Raw genomic sequence first — 15,554 nt, 5'->3', positions numbered from 1 at the left:
CCAACAGAGCCCGGGCAACCTCTGCGCCAATACGGTACGGACACGGGGGGAAAAGGATTCAAAGACGGATGGGTGCATGGATATGCAGTAGCTTTACCAACAGTCTTCTGTCACACTGTTGACGCACCTTCGTTGCGAGTGCTATTGATGTGCCCCCCTGTTCGGGACGCGGGGCTCTTGTCGACGCCCGCTGCTCGGGACGGTTGGGTCACTCCCTGGAGCTACATAGTGCAACCTGATGAACGCCTCCCGTTCCTTGCGGGCAAGCCCGTCAATGAGATGAGCCTTGTCGAGATTGCCGAGCAGTTGGAGAAGGTGACGAGCTGGATCGAGGCGCAGCGGGTGAAGGAGCGCGAGGCGCGGGCCGCGTACACGGCGGTGGCGCAGCAGGTGGAGTCGTCGGTCTCTCAGATCCGCCAGTACGCCCAGCAGCTGGTGGATGCCCAGAACCGCAAGGTCTCGTCCTTCAGCGGCATGCTGAACAAGGACCAGGGACGGAACAACGTCGGGCAGCGTCGCGTCGGTAACGGCGGATCTGGCGGCGCGGGCGCGGGGCGGCCCACGGCCGGCAAGATGAACATCGCGGATGCGATCCTGGCGATCTGGTCGCTGGACCGCTACCAGGAGCAGCTGACGACCGAGGAGATCGGCGATGCGCTGCCGGAGACGGGGTACCGCTCCAACGCGGCGCCGACGTCGCTGAAGTCGAGCATCAACCAGGCGCTGGCGAAGCTGTGCCGCTCGGGGCAGGTGATCCGGTTCCGGTCGGACGGCAGCCGTATTTCAGCGCGCGACAACAAGTCGCGGGCGCGGAAGTACATCGCGGCGAATCTGGCGGGCGACGAGTAGGCCTTCCGCTTACCACGTCAATCAGGACATCACGCGAGCCGGGACGCCGACGACCTTGGTGTCGCTGGGGATGTCGCGCACCACGACCGCGCCGGCGCCGATCACGCAGCCCGAGCCGATCCGCACGCCGGGGAGCACGCGGGCGCCCAGGCCGACGAGTGTCTGAGCGCCCACGCGGGCGCCGCCGCCGAGCACCGCGCCGGGGCCGATGTGGGTGTTCTCACCGATGGCGCACTCGTGCTCGACGATCGCGCCGGAGTTGATGATGCAGTGGTCGTCGATGCTGGCGAACGAGTGCACCATCGCCTTGGGTGCGACGAAGATGCCGGTGCCGAGCGTTGCGGATGGCGCGACGAAGGACTCGGCGTGGATGATGGTGGCCGCGAGGTCGTAGGGCAGCCCCTGCAGCACGCGCCGACGGAGCTGCACGTCGCCCAGGGCGACGATGTAGAGGTCCTCGTCGCCGACCTTGGCCGCGGAGAGTGGGCCGAGGTAGTTGATGCTGAGGCGCTGGCCGAGCACGGCCTCGGGGTTGTCGTCGTAGAAGCCCTCGGGCTGCACGCCCGCGGCCTGCACGGCCTCGGTCACGACCAGCGCGTGACCACCCCCACCGATGACGATCAGCTTGCGCTTCCCCGCTGGGTGCATGGGGCCAAGATCGGCAAAGCGCGTGCCAACACATTGTCTTTCCTGAACCTACCCTTCGCGCATGGAGCCGATCCGCGTCGCGTGCGTGCGTTACCTGAACACCGCTCCCCTGGTTGAAGGACTGGAGAAGGTGCAGGGGCTGACGCTGGTCCCGGCCGTGCCGTCGGTGATCGCCGGGATGGTGCGGAGCGAAGAGGCGGACTTGGGGCTGTGCTCGGTGGTGGATGCGGTGGGGCTGCCGGGGTCGGATGACCCGGCGCTGGCGCTGGTGCCGGCGGGGATGATCGGGTGCGACGGGCCGACGCTGACGGTGCGGGTGTTCTCGGCGGTGCCGTTCGAGCAGGTGACGACGCTGCACGCGGACACGGACAGCCACACGTCGGTGATCCTGGCGCAGGTGATTCTGTCGCGGCGGTATGGGGTGAGGCCGCGAGTGATCGGGTTTGATGCGCGGGAGCGGATGCCGCTGGAGGGGGCGGCGCCCTCGGGGTCGATCGAGGAGAGCTGGCCCCCCACTGTTCTCTTGATCGGTGACAAGGTGGTGACGGACTGCCCGCCGGCGTCGCGGTACCCGTACCAGCTCGATCTCGGCGAGCAGTGGAAGGCGCTCACGGGGCTGCCGTTTGCGTACGCGGTGTGGATGTGCCGGCGCGAGGATGTTGGTTCGCAGAAGGTGAAGGCCGCGACGGCGCTGCTCGACCGGCACCGGCGGCACAACGCCACGCGCCTGGACTGGGTGATCGCGCGCCGGCAGCCGGCGTCGCGCTGGCCGGCGGAGGAGGCGGAGCGGTACCTGACGCAGTTGCTGCGCTTCGAGGTCGGGGAGCGCGAGCGCGAGGCGGTGGGCGCGTTCATCGCGGAGGCGCGGGCGCTCGGGCTGGTGGCGGACCGGGAGCCGGCGTGGGCGTTCTAGCCCGCCACGAGCGTTCCGAAGTCAGGTGCCGGGGACTTCCTGCTCGACGGTCCACTTGAGCTGATCGCCCCGGCAGTCGATGTGCACGGCGAAGAAGCCGGGGCGGCCATTCGCTGTCCGCGGGTCGGCTCGCTTCATGAGGGGCCAGATGATCTTGCGGTCGGTCTCGGGGAGCGGGAGGTGCTCGACCTCCTGCGGCGTGAACCACTCGAGGCGGCCCTCGCGCATGTCGTGGGGCTCGACCTCGACGGGGCCAAGCACGCGGTAGACGAACATGAGCCAGTGGCCCTTGCCCTCGAAGGCCGTCTCGGCGACGAGGCCGATCAGGTGGATGCGGTCCATGGGGACGCTGAGGCCGGCCTCTTCGAGGATCTCGCGCTGGGCGCACTGGGCGGGCGACTCGCCCTCATCGACGTGTAGCTTGCCGCCAATGGGCGAGCAGAGGCCCTGGTTGGGCGCCTTGAGGCGGCGGAGCAGCAGCACGCGCCCCTGCGTGTCCCGCAGGTCGCAGAGGCAGGCGATGCGGTAGGGCATCGCGGCGGAAGAACCTTGCACGGCGTGGTCGGCCATGGGCTACTGCACCTGCTTCCGCAGCTCGCGGGCGCGCTCGAGCAGGGCGGCGTCGGTGGCTTCGGTCGAGCCGCGGGCGGACTTCTCCGGCTCCATGACGAAGTGCCAGTTGACGTTGCTGGTGATGTTGAGGGGCACCGCGGAGGCGAGCAGGTCGATGGGCGGGTACTCGTAGAGGGGCGTTGTGGCCTTGGCCTCGGTGCGGAGGGGTTCGTAACCGTCGCGTTCCAGCTCGACCTGGTACTTGCCGAAGTAAACAAAGGAAGCGGAGACGGGCGTGCGCCCGACCTCAACGCCGTTGACGGTCGCGGTGGCGCCCGGCGGCTCGGAGGTGATGGTCATGCGGCGCTCGAGGCAGCCGCCGGCGCCCAGCCCAAAGCCCACGATCAACAGCAGCAGCCCGGCCCGCTTCAGCATGGGGGCAGTGTAGCGGGTGGGAGGTGCAGCGGGTGCGCAACGAAAACGGGGCCTCCAATGCGGAGGCCCCGAGGGGTTGCGATCAGGGTTGGTCACAAACTCAAGGCAACGAACTCAGGCATGCTCACGCGACGCCGCCGTCGATGCCGGGGCCGATGATGCTTGCGCCGCCGGGGGCCATGACGGGGGCCGCGGCTGGGCGGGGCATCGGCGTGGCCATCGGGCGGGGCGGGCCGCCCATGCCCGGCAGGGAGATGCGGGCCTTGAAGACGTACTCGGTGACGCGGGCACGCACGCTCTCCATCATGCCGTTGAACAGGTGCGAGCCTTCCTTCTTGTACTCGATGCGCGGGTCCTGCTGGCTGAAGGCGCGGAAGTTAATGGAGTCGCGGAGCTGGTCCATCGCGTAGAGGTGGTCCTTCCACGCGGTGTCGAGGGTCTCCAGCAGCATGCCGCGCTCGAGCTGGAGCAGCTCGGGGCGGAGGATGTTCTCGACCTTGGCCCGGATCTTGTCGGGACGCTCGTCCTCGGGGAGGTGCCGCATGTTCTCGGGCAGCTCCTGGCCGAAGCGCTCGCGGAGGTGGGCCTCCAGCTGCTCGTCGGTGGTGCACTTGAGGGCGGCGTCGATCTCCTTCTCCATGCGGCCCTCGGCGACGAACTTCTCGGATTCGGCGAGGAGTTCGCTGCGGACCACCGCCGGGTTCTTCTTGAACACGGTGGAGTCCCAGCCCATCTTGAAGCGGGCGTTGGCCCAGGCGACCAGGTTGGCCGCGGCCTCGTCACGGGCGCCGCGCTGGAAGAGCAGGCTGGTGATCTGGAGGGCGAAGTCGACGGGGTACTCGATCTCACGCTTGCGGTAGAGGGCCTCGACTTTCTCCATGATGAGGTCGGTGACGGTGCGGTCGCGCTCGCCGGCCTTGTGCACCTGCACGATCTCGTCGGCGTGGACGTCCAGCGTGAGCTTGTCGCGGAGCCAGGAGGAAAGCTCCTTGGCGCCGTAGTTGGGCTCGGTATAGGCGTTGAGGCCGGAGAGGTCGGCCTGCTCGATCTGCTCCACGGCGGCGTGAACGAGCAGATCCTTGACACGGTGGCGCTCCTCGGCACCGCCGGTGCGGAGGTCCTCGGAGTGCAGTTCGACGCCGAAGCGGGACCTGGCCCAGCCGATGAGGCCGGCGGAGTCGAAGTCGACGCTGACCTCGGAGCCCTCCATGGGCATGTACTCGCCCAATGTGAGCTCGATGGACTGGCGGGCCTCGTGGGCGGCGTCTTCGAGGATGACGCGCTCCATCTCGCTGACTTCCTTCCCGCGGAGGCGGTCGGGGGCGATCGAGCACTCGAGCTTGCTCTTGGCGTACTCCGCGGCGCACTGGGCGGGGTACTCGGGGTCGAGGTAGGTGTCGACCGCGCCGTCGACGGTGCTCTTGATGAAGTCGAAGATGAGGGCCTTCATGTCGCGCCCCTCGAGGACGCGCTGGCGGAGGCCATAGAAAGCGCGGCGCTGGTGCTCCATGACTTCGTCGTACTCGAGCACCTGCTTGCGGTACTGGAAGTTGCGCTCCTCGACCTTGCGCTGGGCGCGCTCGACGCTCTTGGTGAGCATGGGATGCTCGATGGCGTCGCCCTCCTTCATGCCCAGACGGGCGAGGATGCGCATGGTGGTCTCGCCGGCGAACATCTTCATCAGGTCGTCCTCGAGGCTGACGAAGAAGCGCGAGGAGCCCTTGTCGCCCTGGCGGCCGGAGCGGCCGCGGAGCTGGTTGTCGATGCGGCGGGCCTCGTGGCGCTCGGTGCCGATGACGTGGAGGCCGCCCATGTCCTCGATGGAGTCGAACCAGCGGAGGCGGTGGATGAGGAAGCGTCCGTTCTCATCAAGGGCGGTGCGGAGCTCCTCGGCGTTGGCACGCTCGATGTTCTTTGGGTCCATCCACGTGAACTTCTGGGCCCAGTGGCGGAGCAGCTGAAGCTCCAGCTGCGCGAAGTCCATGGACTCGGCGTCACGCTTCTGGATGTTGAGCTCCTTGGGCGCCATCTTGCGGTAGACGCCCTCGCGGAGCTGGTCAACGGTGGACTCGATGGTCACCGTGCGGGGGCAGATGCCGCGGCGGAGCCAGTGGTCGAGCTGGCTCTCGCGGGTGATCTTGCCCAGCTTGATGTCGGTGCCGCGGCCGGCCATGTTGGTGGCGATCATGACCGCGCCCATCTGGCCGGCGTTCTCGACGATGTGGGCCTCGCGCTCGTGCTGCTTGGCGTTGAGAACCTCGTGCTGGATCTGGTGGCGGGCGGTGAGGAGCTTGCTGAGGGTCTCGCTCTTCTCGACGGAGGTCGTGCCCACGAGGATGGGGCGGCCCACGTCGTGGAAGGCCTTGATCTCATCGACGATCTGGTTCCACTTGTCCTTGGCGGAGAGGAAGACGACGTCGTCGAAGTCGTTGCGGACCACCGGCTTGTTGGTGGGGATGGCCACGACGTCGAGGTGGTAGATGTCGTGGAACTCCTGCGCCTCGGTGTCGGCCGTGCCGGTCATGCCCGCGAGGCGCTTGTACATCTTGAAGAAGTTCTGGATGGTGACGGTGGCGACCGTCTGCGTCTCGGCCTTGATCGGCACCTTCTCCTTGCACTCGATGGCCTGGTGCAGGCCGTCGGACCACTGGCGGCCGATCATGGGGCGGCCGGTGTTGGTGTCGACGATGACGATGCTGGGCTCCATGCGCCCGGTCTGGGGGTTCTGCGCGGGCATGACCACGTAGTCGCGGTCGCGCTCGTAGACCGTGAAGGCGCGGAGCGACTGCTCCAGCAGGTGCGGCAGGTCGATGTTCTCGTCGACGTACAGCGAGCCGATCTGGGCGACGCGCTGGGCCTCGCTCACGCCGTCGTGGGTGAGGTGGGCGCTCTTGCGCTCCATTTTGACCTCGAAGTACTGCGTGTGCTTGTCGCGCTCCTTCTCGAGCATGGGCAGCTCGGCCTTGGCCTGGCGGAGGCCCTCCTGGAGCGTGGGGATCTGGGCCTTGTCGCGGGCCTGGCGGATGTCGCCCTCGAAGCCCTTGATGCGCATCTTGCACTTCTGGACCTTCTCGTCGGCCTCGGCCCAGGGCTTCTGGCGCTCGACGAGGTGGCGGGCCAGGCGGTCCGCGAGGTCGTAACGGGGCGAGTTGCTGTGGGCTTCGCCGGAGATGATCAGAGGCGTGCGGGCCTCGTCGATGAGGATCGAGTCAACCTCGTCGACGATGGCGAACTCGCGCTTCTTCTGGACCTGCATGTCCACCGACTTCTTCATGTTGTCGCGGAGGTAGTCGAAGCCGAACTCGGCGGTGGTGCCGTAGACCACGTCGCAGCGGTACATCACCCGCTTCTCGTCCTCGTCCTGCATGTGCTGGGGGTGGATGGCGCCGACGGTCATGCCCAGGGCGCGGAAGTAGGGCGCGGTCCAGTCGCGGTCGCGCTGCACGAGGTAGTCGTTGACGGTCACGACGTGGACCTTCATGCGCTCGATCGCGGCCTTGTAGCAGGCGAGCGGGGCGACGATGGTCTTGCCTTCGCCGGTGCGCATTTCAGAGATCTTGCCCTGGCAGAGCACCATGCCGCCGATGAGCTGGACGTCGAAGGGGCGGGCGCGGAAGGGGGGCCGCGATTCGGGGAAGAGGGCCTTCACGGCCGCGTAGAGCTCGTTGGGGATGTCCAGTTGCCGCCAGCCCTCGATGGGGATGGTCCAGCCCTGCCACTCACCGGTTGGGTGCAGGGGCTCGCGGGCGTCCATCTCGGCCTTGACCTTGGCGTAGAGGTCCCGCATGGGCGGGGGGAGGAGGGAGACGTCGAAGTTGGCGGCGGGGTTGAAGATGTTGCGGATACCGACGCCGCGGTCCATGGCCTCGCGGGCGTAGGCGAACGCCTCGGGGATGAGGTCGTCGGCCTTCTCGCCCTTGTCGACGCGGGCGCGGAGCTCGTGGACCTTGCCGCGGAGCTGCTCGTCGGTCAGCTGGATGACCTTGGGCTCCAGCGCGTTGATCTCGTTGACGCGCTGGGTGTACTTCTTGACGAACCGCTCGTTGCGGGTGCCGATGATCTTGTTGAGGATGGGACCGATGAACGGGATGCCCTGCTGCTCTGCCATGGCTTGCTCGCTTGGCGCGCCCGCGCGGGGTGCGAGAGGCACCGCGGCAGGGGCGAACGCCGGGATGTGACGGGGAGTGAACGCCGCGCACGCTGGTGCGTGCGGGCGGTTGGACCGACTCTGGAATGGATGGAGGCCACCAGCCCTGCGCGTCGTGCGCGGGGCGACTGCTGGGATCAGGCCAGCGCGGGCGGCGGGAGGTCGGTCAGCCAGGGCGACAGGCAACGGACTGCGACCCCGAGGTCGGGGGTCGCGATGGGACGCAGAGCAGATCGGTCGGGCGTGACGGCGGGGTGGGCCGCGGCGACGGCGGGGCGTTCATCCTGCCGGCGGACCTGACGGTCCATGCGGCGGGTAACGGCCTCGGCGAGCATGCGGACAACGGGGCCGTGACGCTGCCCGGGGGCGTCGGCCCGCTCCCCCGGGGAACCCTGCAACGCCACCGCGACCAGCAGCAGGAGGGTGATGCCTCCCAGCGCGGCCCGCATGGGCGAAGGTTTGAGGGTTCCGGTCACGGGGTTCATTGCGAATCAACAGGATATCGAGCCGACACCCCCCGGGCACGAGGGCGATCCCCGTTTTTTACCCGGTTCAGGGCCGCGTGTGAGGCTTGCGGAGCAACGACTTGGGGCCGGAGCGAGCCGGGGAGCGGGTGGTGGCGTGGACACGCTGTGGGATTTCTGTGGTGGAAGGGGCGGCCGCCTGTCCGATAGTCCCTCGTCGCGAATCTTCCTTCCTTCTGTCTCCCGTCCGGCTACATTCGACCCCTATGAGCGACCACGGCCACACCCGTGCCCATCACCACGACTCTTCGGAGAGTTCAGACATGGTCGCGACCCGCCAATCGCTCCCCGTGACCCGCGACTCGATCACGCACAAGTTCGCGATCGGGCTGCACGAGGGGTACCTCACGATCGGCCTCTATGAGGATGGCCGGCCGGGAGAGATCTTCATCAAGATGTCGAAGGAAGGCTCGACGATCTCGGGGATGGCGCAGGCCTTCTGCCGTGCGTTCAGCCTGTCGCTGCAGCACGGGCTGAGCGTGAAGGACGCGGTGGTGCGGTTCAAGGGGATGCGGTTCGAGCCGATGGGCATGACCAGCAACCCGGACATCCCGGAGGCGTCATCGATCGTCGACTATGTGGCGCGGTACCTGGAGCTGCACTTCGGGCACACGGGAAGCGGCAGCGGGCGGCGGTAAATCGTCTGGTCCGTGCCTTAGACCGTCGCGGCGACTGACGAGCCGAGAGCGAGCCACTTCTCCGCGCTTCCCATGTCGCGGAAGACTTCCGTGGGGAAGCCCTGGAGCTCGGAGTACGCGGCGTACTGGCTGGCGATGCCGAAGCTGAGCTCGTCCCCCACCACGATCGCGGTTTTGCCGTTGGTCTTCGCGCTGCTCGCGTCGTGGCCGTTGGCCTTCGCGGCGGCGAGGTCGCGGTTGCTGTTGCGGGGGATCTGGATGCGGGCGGCCTGCATGTTGACGAGGCGGCAGAAGCTGGGCTTCACGCGCGGGTCGGACGAGACGGCGTGGATGGCCTCGCCCGCGAGTTCGGGTGTGACATCGCCGGTCCACACGACGCGCGCGAGGCCGAGCGACTCATCCACGGTGTAGGTGAAGCCCATCCATCTTCAGTGTACCCCAAGTTGGGGAATCTCACAATCGGAAGTGCCCAGCTTTTCAGCGTTAGACGACTCGGTTGGGCGGCTCGACGCCCGCGAGCACGGCGCGTGCGTTGGCGCAGGCCATCTCGGTCATAGCGGCGCGGAAGCGTGCGGCGGCGCTGCCGATGTGGGGTGTGAGAACGACGTTGGTCATGGTGATGAGATCGGGGTGCACCTGCGGCTCGCGCTCGTAGACGTCGAGGCCGGCGCCGTAGAGCTTGCCGGCCTTGAGGGCGTCGACGAGGGCCTGCTCGTCTACGATGGGGCCGCGGGCGGTGTTGACGAGGATAGCGGACGGCTTCATCAGGGCGAGGGCGCGGGCGTTGATGAGGCCGCGGGTCTGGGGGGTGAGGGGGCAGTGGATGCTGACGACGTCGGCCTGGGCGAGGCCTTCTTCGAGTGTGACGCGCCTGGAGTTGAGCGGTGCGAGCTCGAAGTCCCAGTGGCGGGAGCGGGCGACGTAGAGCTGCTTCATGCCCCAGGCGAGCGAGCGCATGGCGGTGGCGTAGCCGATGCGGCCGGCGCCGACGATGCAGAGCGTCTTGCCGGTGAGGTCCTGGCCGACGAGCTCGGTGGGGCCGAGCGGGCCGTGCTGGGGGTAGAGCGGTGAGCGGGCGAAGCGGTCGGCCTCGATGAGACGGCGCGCCACGGCCATGATGAGCAGCCACGCGAGGTCGGCGGTGCCCTCGGTGACGGCGTTGGGGGTGTTGGTGACCTTGATACCGCGGGCGGCGCAGGCTTTGAGGTCGATGTTGTCGGTGCCCACGGCGAAGTTGCAGACGGCCTTGAGCTGCGGGCCGGCGGCGTCGAGGAGCTCGTTGTCGACCTTCTCGGAGACCCAGGTGATGAGGACGTGGGCGCCGCGGACGAACTCGAGGAGCTGCTGGCGCGGGAGGGCACGCTCGGTGCCCATGCGGACCTCGGCGCCGGGAAGATCAATGGTGCCGGGGAGGGCGCGGCAGATGGCGACGGTGGGGTGGGGCATGGGGGGAAGTTAGCAGGGGTTGGGGGCGGGTGCGTGCGGGCGCGGAAGACCCTCGCTGGCGCGTCGGGCTCGTTGAGCGAGGTGAGCGCGAAAGAAAACCCCCGGGAGGTGGAGCCCGGGGGTTTTGGGGTGCAGGGCCGGCGACAATGGCGGGGGTGGACCGCCGCGCTCTGGCCCTGCGGGTGGGAGGCATTTGAAACCGGAAGGCGGAAACCGGAAAGCGGAGTAGGAGGTGCTGCGGGTTACCGCGGGGTGTTGTTCAGTCTGATGTCTCCGTCGATCGTTCTGTTGTCCAGCTTGCTTTGTCAGTCAGTGCACAGGGTTGGCGACGGGGCGTGTTTCCGTTCATTGGAAGACGCTCCGTGGTGTGGGGACGCTGCGGGAGCCTCCGTGGCTTGGCGGCCGTCCTTGCGGACGGGGCGCCGACTCTCCTCGGACTGGCAGAAGCGATGCTGTTGCGACGCCCCATGCCACTTGCCGTCTGGTCCCGCGAATGTCCGGGCGGTGGGCGGGGTCGGTCCTCGACCCTTGCCCCGGCGCGCATCCCTTCGCGAACCGGCCCTTCTCCAACCGGGAACGCCCTCCGCCCCGCGGACCAAGTGGGCGCCCCGTCGACCAACCGTGTGCACTGACTCTCACCGAAGCCCTCACCGAAAGCCCAGGGATCATGATCCCTGGGCTTTCGCGTCAGCTGCAGCCCATGCTGTTGCCGCAGTTGACGCACTTGTAGCAGGTGCCGTTGCGGACCGTGATGGTGCCGCACACGTCACACGCGGGCGCGTCGCTGATGCTCTCCATCGCGATCGAGAGCGTGCTCGCGAGGCCCCCCACCGTCTCCGTGATGGTGAGCGTCTCCTTCATCACGATCGCGGGCGTGCTCATCACCTCCCCAGCCTGACCGGGCTTCTTCGACCCGTCCCCAGCGTGAGGACGGTCCGTGACAGGCGGGACGATCGAGACGCGCTCGGATGTCTTCCATGCCTTCTCCTCGGGTGTGTGTCCGTTTGCCGCCTCCGCGATGGCGCGGGGCGAGTTGTTCTCGCGGTAGCCGGGGATGAACTCCATGCCCAGCCAGCGGAAGATGTAGTCGACCAGGCTCTTGGCGAAGGGGATGTCGCGGTTCTCGGTCATCCCCGCGGGCTCGAAGCGCTGGTGGCTGAACTTGGTGACCAGGCTGCTGATGGGCACGCCGTACTGGAGGGCGACGCTGGTGGCGGTGCCCAGGCTGTCCATCAGGCCGCCGATCGTGGAGCCTTCCTTGCTCATGGTGATGAACAGCTCGCCGGGCTGGCCGTCCTCATAGAGGCCGACGGTGAGGTAGCCCTCGTGGCCGGCGACGTTGAACTTGTGCGTCTTGCTCAGGCGCGTGTCGGGCAGGCGGCGGCGCTGGGCCCGCGGCTTGACCTCCGCCGTGATTCCAGGGAGCTCAAACTTCGCACCCTGCGTCGCCACAGGGGCCGATGCGGCGGGGACCGGCCCAGCCGAGGCCGCCTTCGTTGAGGAGGATGGTTCCAGGTCCTGCCCAACTTTCTTGACGGCCGTGTCGATCACGGCCTCAGCCTTGCCGGCCTCCTTCTTCGCCTCGTCGGCGGTGGCGGAGAGCGGCTGGCTGAGCTTGCAGCCGTCGCGGTAGAGTGCGTTGGCCTTGAGGCCCAGTTCCCACGAGAGGCGGTAGCAGTCCTTGATGTCCTGCACGCTCGCCTCATTGGGGAGATTGATGGTCTTGCTGATGGCGCCGCTGATGAACGGCTGAGCCGCGGCCATCATCTTGATGTGGCCGTGCGGGTGGATGAAGCGCTGGCCGCGCTTGCCGCACTTGTTGGCACAGTCGAAGACGGGCAGGTGCTCGGGCCTGAGGTGCGGGGCGCCCTCGATGGTGGAGGTGCCGCAGATGGTGAGGTTGAGCTCCTCGATCTGCTGGGCGGTCAGGCCGAGCGCGCTGAGGAGGTTGAAGGATGGGTCGGCCTTGGCCGCCATGGGGTCCACGCCGCACGCCTTGAGCGCCACGTCGGAGAGCCCCCACGCCGAGAACGCGAAGGAGAGTTCAAACACGCCCGGCAGAGTGTCAGAGATCTTCTCGAGATCAGCATCGGAGAGCCCCTTGCTCTTGAGGAACCCGTTCAGAGTCTCGTTGCGGGCGGAACCGGGGACGGGGACATCCAGGCTGAGGGTGCCGAGGATGTACTCCATGATGTCCTTGACCTGTGCGTCGCTGTAGCCCAGGGCCTTGAGGGCGGGGCGGACGCTCTCGTTGGCGATTTTGAAGTAGCCGCCGCCGGCGAGCTTCTTGAACTTGACGAGCGCGAAGTCGGGCTCGACGCCTGTGGTGTCGCAGTCCATCAGCAGGCCAATGGTGCCCGTCGGCGCGATCACCGTGGTCTGGGCGTTGCGGTAGCCGTGCTTCTCGCCGAGGCTGAGGGCGTCATCCCAGGCCTTGACGGAGTGGGCGAGGAGGTCCTTGCTATTGGCGATGTTCACCTTGCCGGCCTTGAAGATCGCGTGGTCGGTGGGGACGGGCGTGATCTTCAGGGCTTCATACTTCTTGGAGCTGCGGGCCTCGCCCATCGCCGCGAGGCGGTGATTGCGGATGACCCGCAGCATGTTGTCCTTGTCGGCGTGGTAGCCGGGGAAGGCGCCGTGCTCGCCGGCCATGAGGGCCGACATGCGGTAGCTGCGGCCGGTGAGGATGGCGGAGAGCACGGCGCACACGGCCCGACCCTCGTCGCTGTCGTAGGGGATGCCCGCCTGCATGAGCATGGCGCCGAGGTTGGCGTAGCCCAGCCCCAGCGTGCGGTACTTGTAGCTCAGTTCGGCGATCTCGCGGCTGGGGAACGCGGCCATGAGGACGCTGATCTCCAGCACCATCGTCCACAGGTCGATGCCGTGCTCGTAGGCAGCGATGTCGAAGGTGCGCTTCTGGGCGTCGTAGAACTTGAGAACGTTCAGCGATGCGAGGTTGCAGGCCGTGTTGTCGAGGAACATGTACTCGGAGCACGGGTTGCTGGCGTTGATGCGGCCGCCATTGGGGCAGGTGTGCCAGGCGTTGATGGTGCTGTCGAACTGCACGCCGGGGTCGGCACACCGCCACGCGGCGAAGCCGATGTCGTCCCAGAGTTCCTGGGCCTTGTAGCTCTTGGTCTTGCTGGGGTTAGTTCGGAAGTGCGTGACCCAGTCGGCGTTCTGGTCCACGGCCTCGAAGAAGGAATCGGGAATGCGGACGGAGTTGTTGCTGTTCTGGCCGGCGACCGTCTGATAGGCCTCACCGTTGAAGTCGTAGTCGAGCTTGAGGTCGTACTTGTCGGCCTGCTCGGCGATGTCCTTGTTGTGCTTCTTGAGGAGCTTGAGCCCCTCCACCATCGCCTGCACCTTGATCTCCTCGCGGACCTTCCAGTTGATGAAGTCCTGGATGTCGGGGTGGTCCATGTCGAGGCAGACCATCTTGGCGGCGCGCCGGGTGGTGCCGCCGGACTTGATGGCCGACGCGGCCCGGTCGCCGATGCGGAGCCAGGACATGAGGCCGGAGGACTTGCCGCCGCCGGAGAGCTTCTCGCCCTCGCCGCGGAGGTTGCTGAAGTTGGTGCCGGTGCCCGAGCCGTACTTGAAGAGGCGTGCCTCGCGGACCCACAGGTCCATGATGCCGCCCTCGTTGACGAGGTCGTCGCTCACGCTCTGGATGAAGCAGGCGTGGGGCTGCGGGTGGGTGTAGGCGTCATCCGCGAGTTCGGGCTCGCCCGTCTTGGGGTTGACGATCCAGTGGCCCTGCGCGGGGCCGGTGATGCCGTAGGCGAAGTTGAGCCCGGTGTTGAACCACTGCGGGCTGTTGGGGGCGCACATCTGGTGCACCATCATGTAGGCGAGCTCGTCGTAGAACGCCTGAGCGTCCTGCGCGGTGTCGAAGTAGCCGTGGGTCTCGCCCCAGTAGCGCCAGCAGCCGGCGAGGCGGTGGATGACCTCACGGGCGGACTTCTCGCCGCGGGTGACGGGCTTGCCCTTGTCATCCTTGAGCTGCGCCCCCGCGGCGTCGCGCACGGGCACGCCGGCCTTGCGGAAGTACTTGCTCACCATGATGTCGGTGGCGAGCTGGGACCAGCTCTCCGGCACCTCGGCGTCCTTCATCTCGAAGACGATGGAGCCATCGGGGTTGGTGATCTTGGAGGAGCGGGTGACCCACTTGACCGAAGCGAAGGGGTCGTTGCCAGCCGTGGTGAACTTGCGTGTGATCTTCATACTGCCGCCTTGAAACTTAGAAGAAGGCACCGAGGCATGAGGCACCAAGGCACCGAGTTAGCCGCCCAGACTCCTGATCAATCCTGCGAGAACGCGTTCGGCTTCATCCAACTGCTGCTTCACTCTTCGATGCTCGTCGTCGGAGATGTACTTGAAGTCGAGTGCAAAGAGGAGCTGAGTGTCGAGCTGGTAGAGTTCGCCGCGTGCCTGCTTGAGGAACCAGACATAGTCGTGTGTGTTGCCTCGCCCATAGCCCTGAGCGATGTGGCTCGCAACCGTGTAGGCGCCCCGACGCACCGCGTTCATCAGCCCGAACCGCTCTCCGTCGGGGAACTTCCCCGAGAGGGCGTAAAGCGCTTTTCCAAGTGTGAAGGCCCGTTGCCATGCCACGAGGTCCTGATATGACTTGATCGGGTCGGACACTCACGCCTCGATGCCTTATGCCTTGCTGCCTCGATGCCTTCTTCTAACGTTCAATCAACCCTGGGGAGCGTCAGCCCGCCCTGGTCCTGGTACTTGCCGCCCTTGTCCGCGTACGACTTCTCACAGACCTGGTCCGCTTTGAGGAACACGAACTGGGCGATGCCCTCGTTGGCGTACACCCGCGCCGGGAGGGGCGTGGTGTTGGAGATTTCGAGCGTGACCTTGCCGCGCCACTCGGGCTCGAGGGGCGTGACGTTCACGATGAGGCCGCAGCGGGCGTAGGTGCTCTTGCCGACACAGATGACGAGCACGTCGCGCGGGACCTCGAGGTATTCGACGGTCTCGCACAGGGCGAAGCTGTGCGGGGGGATGATGATGTGGTCGGCGTGGATCTTCGCGGTGTCGATCTCGACCATGAGGTCGTCGCTGAAGCGCTTGGGGTCGACGACGGTGATGCCGCCGGTGCGTGGCGTGGCGGTGAAGATCTTGAAGTGGGTGCCGACGCGGACGTCGTAGCCGTAGCTGGAGACGCCGTAGGAGATCTTGCCGGGGCGCTTCACCGCCTCCTCGAAGGGGGTGATCTTCACCAGCTGCCGGATCTGCCTGTCACAAAGAACGCCCACAGACCACCCTTTCCCGCTTGCCGACCCGGTGTGCGCCGCCCTTGCGAGGGGGCGCGGAATGTCACCGCCGACCACGCTGAGCCGAGGTCCTTCGGCCCGAGTGAAGTCCAAACACTACCCGAATAAGCG

13 protein-coding genes are annotated in these 15,554 nt (G+C 67.1%); 3 read left to right on the top strand and 10 right to left on the bottom strand.

The window, feature by feature from the left end; translation table 11 throughout:
- Nucleotides 1-228 precede the first annotated feature (228 nt).
- A complete protein-coding gene (locus tag VD997_17770) occupies nucleotides 229-849 on the top strand; it encodes a hypothetical protein (protein HYE63844.1) in 621 nt (206 codons plus the stop codon).
- 21 nt (nucleotides 850-870) lie between these two features.
- Here the strand turns inward: VD997_17770 and VD997_17765 are convergent, their stop codons facing one another.
- Nucleotides 871-1,497, bottom strand: coding sequence for an acetyltransferase (locus VD997_17765; protein HYE63843.1), 627 nt, complete (start codon nucleotides 1,495-1,497; stop codon nucleotides 871-873).
- 61 nt (nucleotides 1,498-1,558) lie between these two features.
- Between VD997_17765 and VD997_17760 the strand changes: the two genes are divergently transcribed.
- Nucleotides 1,559-2,410 (top strand): menaquinone biosynthesis protein, encoded by an 852-nt coding sequence (locus VD997_17760; GenBank protein ID HYE63842.1) that lies wholly within the window; start codon nucleotides 1,559-1,561, stop codon nucleotides 2,408-2,410.
- Between the two features lie 21 nt (nucleotides 2,411-2,431).
- Here the strand turns inward: VD997_17760 and VD997_17755 are convergent, their stop codons facing one another.
- The 4 genes from VD997_17755 to VD997_17740 form a co-directional block, all read right to left on the bottom strand.
- Complete coding sequence (locus tag VD997_17755) at nucleotides 2,432-2,980, bottom strand: NUDIX domain-containing protein (GenBank protein ID HYE63841.1); 549 nt, start codon at nucleotides 2,978-2,980, stop codon at nucleotides 2,432-2,434.
- A 3-nt stretch (nucleotides 2,981-2,983) separates the two neighbouring features.
- Nucleotides 2,984-3,397 carry a PEGA domain-containing protein gene (locus VD997_17750; GenBank protein HYE63840.1) on the bottom strand — a complete coding sequence of 138 codons (414 nt, stop codon included), beginning with the start codon at nucleotides 3,395-3,397 and terminating at the stop codon, nucleotides 2,984-2,986.
- 124 nt (nucleotides 3,398-3,521) lie between these two features.
- Entirely contained in the window at nucleotides 3,522-7,505 is a 3,984-nt protein-coding gene (gene secA / locus VD997_17745) for a preprotein translocase subunit SecA (protein ID HYE63839.1), read from the bottom strand.
- A 176-nt stretch (nucleotides 7,506-7,681) separates the two neighbouring features.
- Nucleotides 7,682-8,029, bottom strand: a complete 348-nt coding sequence (locus VD997_17740; protein HYE63838.1) for a hypothetical protein — start codon at nucleotides 8,027-8,029, stop codon at nucleotides 7,682-7,684.
- Nucleotides 8,030-8,331: 302 nt separating this feature from the next.
- Here VD997_17740 and VD997_17735 point away from each other — a divergent pair, with 302 nt between their 5' ends.
- A complete protein-coding gene (locus VD997_17735; GenBank protein ID HYE63837.1) occupies nucleotides 8,332-8,706 on the top strand; it encodes a hypothetical protein in 375 nt (124 codons plus the stop codon).
- Between the two features lie 17 nt (nucleotides 8,707-8,723).
- On the opposite strand, the gene VD997_17730 is transcribed toward VD997_17735, so the two are convergent.
- The 5 genes from VD997_17730 to dcd all read right to left on the bottom strand — a co-directional run bounded on the left by VD997_17730 (nucleotide 8,724) and on the right by dcd (nucleotide 15,425).
- Nucleotides 8,724-9,128, bottom strand: coding sequence for a hypothetical protein (locus VD997_17730; protein ID HYE63836.1), 405 nt, complete (start codon nucleotides 9,126-9,128; stop codon nucleotides 8,724-8,726).
- Between the two features lie 61 nt (nucleotides 9,129-9,189).
- Nucleotides 9,190-10,152: a D-glycerate dehydrogenase gene (locus VD997_17725; GenBank protein ID HYE63835.1), complete on the bottom strand. Its 963-nt coding sequence runs from the start codon at nucleotides 10,150-10,152 to the stop codon at nucleotides 9,190-9,192.
- Nucleotides 10,153-10,839: 687 nt separating this feature from the next.
- Complete coding sequence (locus VD997_17720; GenBank protein ID HYE63834.1) at nucleotides 10,840-14,379, bottom strand: adenosylcobalamin-dependent ribonucleoside-diphosphate reductase; 3,540 nt, start codon at nucleotides 14,377-14,379, stop codon at nucleotides 10,840-10,842.
- 57 nt (nucleotides 14,380-14,436) lie between these two features.
- Entirely contained in the window at nucleotides 14,437-14,802 is a 366-nt protein-coding gene (locus VD997_17715; GenBank protein HYE63833.1) for a four helix bundle protein, read from the bottom strand.
- Nucleotides 14,803-14,852: 50 nt separating this feature from the next.
- On the bottom strand, nucleotides 14,853-15,425 hold the full coding sequence (gene dcd, locus VD997_17710; GenBank protein HYE63832.1) for a dCTP deaminase: 573 nt from the start codon (nucleotides 15,423-15,425) through the stop codon (nucleotides 14,853-14,855).
- Nucleotides 15,426-15,554: the final 129 nt, after the last annotated feature.

This window comes from Phycisphaerales bacterium (genome assembly GCA_035627955.1).
Lineage (GTDB): Bacteria > Planctomycetota > Phycisphaerae > Phycisphaerales > UBA1924 > JAEYTB01.
This window is presented reverse-complemented; position numbering and strand designations above follow the sequence as displayed.